The organism is Iodobacter sp. CM08, assembly GCF_033446605.1.
GTDB lineage: Bacteria > Pseudomonadota > Gammaproteobacteria > Burkholderiales > Chitinibacteraceae > Iodobacter.
The window spans coordinates 1-1,787 of sequence record NZ_JAWQUO010000091.1 but is presented as its reverse complement, the minus strand read 5'-3'; the positions used below and the strand labels follow the sequence as shown (position 1 = coordinate 1,787).

The 1,787-nt window shown below is 40.4% G+C and carries 3 protein-coding genes; all 3 read left to right on the top strand.

Annotation, left to right across the window (positions count from 1 at the left end):
- Positions 1–84: integrase core domain-containing protein (locus R6242_RS22170; protein WP_318425489.1), on the top strand; the 84-nt coding region annotated here is incomplete at its 5' end.
- Positions 85–639: 555 nt separating this feature from the next.
- The gene (gene tnpA, locus R6242_RS22370) at positions 640–750 is read left to right on the top strand and encodes an IS66 family insertion sequence element accessory protein TnpA (protein WP_412100825.1); all 111 of its coding nucleotides are present in this window, start codon (positions 640–642) and stop codon (positions 748–750) included.
- 333 nt (positions 751–1,083) lie between these two features.
- Positions 1,084–1,563: an HAD domain-containing protein gene (locus R6242_RS22165; RefSeq protein WP_207916817.1), complete on the top strand. Its 480-nt coding sequence runs from the start codon at positions 1,084–1,086 to the stop codon at positions 1,561–1,563.
- The last annotated feature ends 224 nt before the right edge of the window (positions 1,564–1,787 follow it).

Genomic DNA, 1,787 nt, shown 5'->3' with positions numbered 1-1,787 from the left:
TGGCTTTGGACTTACAATAACGAACGTCCGCATATGGGATTGGGCGGTATCACCCCGAAACAAAAACTGGCATTACATGCCTGACCTCTACTTTTAAGTGCGCTTAAAAATGGGGGGATTACCGTTGAGGAGTACACAAGTATAAGTAGACAGCAAGAAGAAAATGCGCAGGTGACTACTAAAAAAGTTAAAAATCGTAGGTAGGACTTGGCGGTCCATGTACGTAAATGGCGAGCACCATTAATCAATTGAGTTGCTTCTGCGATGATTTCACTTGGTGTTGGCATTCTTGTTAAGTCCTTCGACACAAAGGTTGGGTGAAAGGTTGGACTTTAGCTCGCCCCTAGCCCTGCGAAAGGCTTTTGTGAGCTAATCCGCGAATCTACTACACAAAATTACGCGTAACATTGTTTTGCTTTAACTTGTTGTAAGGAAATGTAAAGAAAAACATGGGTTTTACCCTTACGTCTTGCATTGAGATTTTTATAAGTATTTATTGAATCAGACGTTAGTTATACGGCTTACTGAGTTTCGGTACGCACACTTGGTTCGCACCAGCAAATAAATGGGTACCGCGTACCAAATCAATAAAATCGCCATTGACACTTTGAGGTAGGCTGCTAAATATGGCTACTGCGCGTGGCACAGTGGCAGGAGAGCGGTTTGTCGCAAAGTGCTTTTTGTCGATTGCACCACCTCAAACTGGCGACGTTTAGCTATTGGATTGCGAGCAGCAATGAATCTGCCTGAAAATCAGCGTGCAAAACTTTCTAGGTTTACGGGGTAAACAGCGTCCAATAGTTTCCACTCCGGTTGTGTAACCATCCGGTATTTCGCAGGAGAAACCTAGTGCCCAGCACCAAAGTTAGACTAACAATTAAGCTTTGAAAAATCAGGCTGTTACTGGGTTTTAGTGTATTTAAGTAAAACATGATTCGTCAAAGTTATAATGAAATTTATATTGTGCTTAATTTTTTTATATTAGGGATTTGCCATTTGGCTCCCCCGTCAATCAGGTTATCTTGTCATTTTTCGTCCAAAAGCGTATTTTTATTTGTTAGTACAAATGCTGATAGGTTTCGAATGATGGACAATAATTCATTCATTTTTTTATATCTGGATTTTGATGGTGTTTTGCATGCAGATGGTGAACCCGCAATCGATGAAAACGGCCGCTTGTGTCAGAACCCAAATTTATTTTGTTGGCTAAAACATCTTGAGGAAATACTAGAGGATTATCCTGAAGTTAGGATAATTGTTTCATCCGATTGGCGCAGGCTTTTTGATGACGAAACTCTGATTAAGCTTTTGGGAAATATAGGATGGCGGTTTTATGGTGTTGTGGAATGCATTATCTCTGATAGATATGCTGAAATCCTGCAAGATGCTACTACTAGAAAAATTAAATACTGGCTTGCACTTGATGATCATAAAACTATAAAAGCGGCGACAGCTACAGATGACAAACTGATTTTTTGTTTGCCAGAAAAAGGAATCAGCGCTCTTGAGCAGCAGCAGGAACTGCGGCAAAAAATTAAGCTGCTGTACAAAAAAATGAAATGAAGTTTTTAGTAAAAATAGAGTTATATTTATGCCTACGTAACATGTCCTATGAAATGAAAATGCTACGAACTCAGTACTAACTGCAATGAAGGGCGCTACGGCTGTTGACGCCGACCGAAAACTGACCCACTACAGCTAGTTCTGCCGATCCAAAATTGACCCAGGTGCTTTACTTATTCTGCTTAACTCTTGAGCAGAGGATAAAAGGTGATCACCATGGAAAT

Excerpts from the sequence above, each read along its gene's own strand:
- R6242_RS22165 (WP_207916817.1), top strand. The coding sequence starts at position 1,084 with ATGATGGACAATAATTCATTCATTTTTTTATATCTGGATTTTGATGGT.